This window comes from Streptomyces sp. MnatMP-M17 (assembly GCF_900091995.1).
In the GTDB taxonomy this organism is placed as follows: domain Bacteria; phylum Actinomycetota; class Actinomycetes; order Streptomycetales; family Streptomycetaceae; genus Streptomyces.
Map to the genome: position 1 here is coordinate 1 of NZ_FMDK01001060.1, position 4,494 is coordinate 4,494.

Annotated in this window: 5 protein-coding genes; 2 read left to right on the top strand and 3 right to left on the bottom strand. The window is 67.3% G+C overall.

The annotated features are described in order from the left end of the window. Window positions 1-279: 279 nt before the first annotated feature. Together GA0115259_RS35840 and GA0115259_RS35845 are read right to left on the bottom strand one after the other, a co-directional pair. Window positions 280-720, bottom strand: a complete 441-nt coding sequence (locus tag GA0115259_RS35840) for a DUF6415 family natural product biosynthesis protein (RefSeq protein WP_093604579.1) — start codon at window positions 718-720, stop codon at window positions 280-282. Beyond that, entirely contained in the window at window positions 708-1,190 is a 483-nt protein-coding gene (locus tag GA0115259_RS35845; RefSeq protein WP_237540730.1) for an ATP-binding protein, read from the bottom strand. The genes GA0115259_RS35840 and GA0115259_RS35845 overlap by 13 nt, the downstream gene beginning before the upstream one ends. 207 nt (window positions 1,191-1,397) lie before the next feature. Between GA0115259_RS35845 and GA0115259_RS35850 the strand changes: the two genes are divergently transcribed. Continuing rightward, window positions 1,398-2,816, top strand: coding sequence for a DNA-binding protein (locus tag GA0115259_RS35850; RefSeq protein ID WP_237540731.1), 1,419 nt, complete (start codon window positions 1,398-1,400; stop codon window positions 2,814-2,816). Window position 2,817: 1 nt separating this feature from the next. Here the strand turns inward: GA0115259_RS35850 and GA0115259_RS35855 are convergent, their stop codons facing one another. After that, the gene (locus tag GA0115259_RS35855) at window positions 2,818-3,834 is read right to left on the bottom strand and encodes an NAD-dependent epimerase/dehydratase family protein (RefSeq protein ID WP_093604586.1); all 1,017 of its coding nucleotides are present in this window, start codon (window positions 3,832-3,834) and stop codon (window positions 2,818-2,820) included. 44 nt (window positions 3,835-3,878) lie between these two features. On the opposite strand from GA0115259_RS35855, the gene GA0115259_RS42475 reads away from it, so the two are divergent. Beyond that, window positions 3,879-4,247, top strand: coding sequence for a hypothetical protein (locus tag GA0115259_RS42475; RefSeq protein WP_256098292.1), 369 nt, complete (start codon window positions 3,879-3,881; stop codon window positions 4,245-4,247). Window positions 4,248-4,494: the final 247 nt, after the last annotated feature.

The following is a 4,494-nucleotide window of genomic DNA, read 5'->3' on the forward strand; positions in this document are numbered from 1 at the left end:
CGCATTCTGCGCGTACCCGACTCCAGCATTCCGATGAAGGCGCCGGTCAAGAACAGCAGTTGCCCTACCTTGCCCTGCGGCATTTCTTTCTTTTCGCGGTGGTATCTGAGCTCTGCGCCGATCAGGGCATGGACTGACGGTGCCGTGTCCAGCGGCTTGGGCTGCACGGGACTCCTCGGACTTGCGAACGATGACAGGGCGGTGGAGCGGACTATGCGGGCTTGTCCGCGGGGTCAAGTTGGAGCCGGGACAGGAGAAGCGGCCCGTTCGGCAGAGAGCTCATGACAGAGCCTCCACCAGCAGATCAACCAGGCCGAGGACGGCGACGGCGAAGCGACGCGTCTGCCCGCGTATGCGAAGGGAGCCTTCGGACCGGGCCTCGGCCCACACGGTTTGCGCTCTGTCTACGGCCTCGGTGACTGCGGGGCCGGAGTGCCGGTCGGCGACGCGCACGAGCAGTGGCAGCACGCTTCTGAGCTGCGCGTCAGTCTGGTCGATTTTCTCGGCACCCGGATCGGCGTACTCTCCGAGCACCGCCTCCAGAGCATCGCAAAGAGGGTTGAAGACGGGCATCGCAACAGGGACGTCCGACTCGGGTTCTGCGGAGCGAGGATGGTGCAAGTCGATGGTCGGCGGCGCCAAAAGTCGAGCCTGCCCGGTCACCGTATGGACAGGAACGCCGAAGTCAGCAGCCGGTTCCGCCGCCGTCACCCCGGACATGAGGGAGTTTCCAGCGGGATCCTGCACCAGGTTTCCGCGCCGCCGTCGCTGGTTCCCCAGCTCCCGCCGGCTTCCTCCACCAGGCTCTCGACGAGTAGGAGGCCGCGCCCCGACACGGCGTTGTCATCGGCATGCCTGGGTGTGGCGCGACCCGGCATACCGTCGATGACGGCAATGCGCAGGAAACCGTCCCGTACGACAACGCGCAGGCAGATCTCCGTGGTACCGCTGTGCACTATCGCGTTGGTGACCAGTTCGGAGACGAGCAGCATCACCATGTCGGTCAGCGCTTCAAGGCCGCAGTACTTCAGTTTCGCGGCGGCGATTCGGCGCATGACGCCGACCCGGCAGGCGTCCTCAGCGCGCGGCGGTCCACCACCGCGCTGGGGATCGATCTTGATGTGCTCGGTCATCACTTCCCCGTCGCGGCGGTGGCGCGCGCGAGGTGTCCGTACGGCAGTCGTCGTCATCACGTCCTCTGGGGGTGGCGGGCCCGCCGATACGACGGGCACTGTCCAGCGCGCTCGTTTGGAAGCGCTCAGCGAGGCTGTTGATCAGCGTGGTCGCCTATGCCATGCCACCGCCATGTCAGGGAGCTGTCGTTTCGCTGCCACCAGGACCGCGTTCTGACACTTGACCGCCAGCCAACTGCCATCTGCCGAGAATGTGTTGCACTGGTGAGCGGCTGCGGTATCCCCTTCGTGCAAAGGGATCGATCTAGGCGGGTTGCCGAGCCAAGCGGCCAAGGCTTGATTAGTGGGGGCGATGTGACGGAACAATCCGAGACGCTGCTCAAGCTCTTGTGCGAAAAGCGCAACTTGAGTGCCCCCGACTTCGTGGAGCTGTTCGACAGGACCGCCGACGAGGTCGTGGGAAAGGGTGTCAACAACCCGACGTGCAGCGAGCGGACGGTATTCCGGTGGAGAGCGGGACGGGCCCGCCCCGAGTCGCTGTCCGCTGATACCCGCCGCGTGTTGCAGGCCATGTTCGGCTGTGACGTCGCGGCACTGTTGACGCCTCCCCTGCTCGCCGAAGATCCCCCGGCACCCGCGTTCAATCTGGAGCACGAGATCAACATGACCGCACGCGATGCTCAGGACGACGCCAGCGCAACAGCCGCGGCGTCCGTCTCCGACACCAGCCTCGACCAGCTCACCGACGACGTGGCGTCGCTCGCGCACGCCTACGCTTCCCTCCCGCCGATTGAGGTATTTCGGCGTGGCCGGGTGCTCCAGGAGGAGCTTCAGAGCCAGCGGGATCGCACGCAGATCCCCGCCCAGCAGCAGCGTCTCCTCGAATTGACAGGCCAGACGATGGCGCTGCTCGCTGTGGCGGCCTTCGACCTCGGCTCCTTCACTAACGCTCGTCGCCTGGCCCGTGCGGCTGACCTCTACGGGGAGAGTGCACGCTTCGAGCCGCTGCGGGCGTACGCGGACGGCATCCTCGCGTACGTCGCCTACTTCACGGGTATGCCCGCCGAGGCCGTCAGCAAGGCGCGGCGGGCCCAGTCGTACGGTGGCCTGGGCGACATCGCCCGCCGTCGGCTCCTGGCCATCGAGGCGCGGGCACACGGATACCTCGGCGACACCGATTCCGCCCGCCACACTCTCCGGCTCTCCCTGGAGGCCGACAGCGGGACGCGCGACGATCTCCACGACGGTGTCGGAGGTGAATTCGGGTTCAGCGCCGAGCGTTTGGCCATGTCCAGCAGTTCAACTGCGCTGCTGATCCACGACGGGGACCAAGCCGAGCAGTCGGCACGCCGCGCACTCGAACTCATCAGCCGGAAGCCGCAGGCCGCCCGTTCGGCGCACGTCCTCGGAGGTGCCGCCGCGGACCTCGCCATGGCCCGGCTCCTGTCGAATGACATCGAGGGAGCGGCTGATGCGCTGACGCCCCTATGGAGTATCCCCGGGGACCAGCGTGTGACCGGGGTTCTCGTACGGACGGGCCAGATCCAGCAGTTCCTCACACAACCGGCGTACCGCACCTCGACGTTGCCGCGCGAACTGCGGGACCGCGTCGAGGACTTCACCCGCACCGCGAGCGCTCACCAGCTCAGCACACGCTCTGCGTTGCTCCAGTTGGAAGCCTGACTCAGGCCAGGGAAGCGAGGATCTTGGCCTCCTTCTCCGGGGCGATCCCGTGGTCCGCCCACCTCGGGTGGTCCACGGGACGCCCGTCGGCGGCAAGCCACGCCCAGGTGTCACGGATGGAATCGGCGATCGGCCGGCACCGCAAGCCCGCGGCGACCGCCCGGCTGGAGTCGACCGACCAGACACCCGCGTGCGTACGCCACAGAGGTAGCTCCGTCCACTGCGCGACGCCGTGATCGGTCAGGACGCCCGGTTCAACCCACTCCGGTGTCCCGACCCCGCCGGTGACGGCCAGGCACTCATCGAGAAAGTCGGCGAAGGTGATGCCGTCGGGATGGGTGACGTTGTACCCGCCGCTCGTCTCACCGGCCGCCTGGTCGAGTGCGAACTCGGCGACATCGCGGACATCGACGGGTTGGATGCGCTGGCCGCTCGGAGCGGGCGCCAGAATCTTCCCGCCGCGCTTGGCCCTGGTCAGCCACCAAGGGAGTCGGCCGACGTATTCGCCGGGCCCCAGAATGACTCCGGGGCGCAGAAACACCGCCGCTTCCCCGAACACCTCGGCCACAGCACGCTCTCCGCCGGCCTTCTGGAAGCCGTAGACGGTGGGGCTGCCGTCCTCGCCGGTGTATCCGTATGTCTCGTCCGCGTCCGCGGGGCAGTCCAGCAGCGGCGAGTGGTCGGTGAGGGCCTGGTGCGGCCAGCCCTGGTAGACGGACACGGTGGAGATGTGCACCCATCGCCGGGTCACAGCGCGGAGGGCAGTGGTGGCCAGGAGTACATCGCGGGGCGGGAAGTCGGAACTGGACGTGTCGATAACGGCATCCCACGGCCCTTGCAGGGCAAGGCGCTGGAGGTCATTCCGGTCCGTACGGTCCCCGTGAACGGGCTCGACGCCTTCGACGTCGTGTCCGGACCGCCCCCGGTTGAAGGTGGTGACCGCCCACCCTCTCGCCAGCCCTACTCGCGCGATGTGCTTCCCCAGGAACCAGGTACCGCCGATAACGAGAATTCGCATACCTGCGATCTTGCCGCCCCTGCGCGGCAGAGTCATTGGCGTACGTGGAAACCTTGCTGAACGAGACACGCCAGGTACGGCTCAATACGGCAGGCCCGTGGCTGCTCGATCTGCAATCCCGCGCGGCCGCTCGCCTCGGCGATGCGGAGACGGCATCCACCGCCAACCATGAGGCTACGGAGAGGCGGGAGCGTGTGGTGCCCGACGATTTGGACCAGCTCGGAGGGCTGTTCACCTACGCGCCCGAGAAGCAGCTCTACTACGAGGTGGAGCCGCAGCGCGAGTCCTGCCATTGGTGCGTGCCCTCCCGTCACCGGGGCCGCGCCGCGCACCGGGGCCGCGTCGCGCCGTGCGCGAAGGCGCTGGCTCTCGTTGGCTCTCTGCGCTGCGTCCGGCGCGCACCTTCTGTGTGAGTTCTGTTTGCCCGTTGTATGCCTTTTCCCTGTCTGATGGCGCACGGTCGTGAACGCGACGGGTGTTGTCCCGTGCGTCCACCGCCGTCTCGCTCCGCACGCTCCGGTGTTCGGTCGGACAACGTTGTCTTCTCTCGGGCGGACTGTGCGGGCATTTCGCGACGCTGGAGAGGTTACGTGCCCATCACATCCCAAGCTCCCTTGCCCCGCGCGGTTCTTCCGCGGACCGCCCGCCGACGGCATCGGC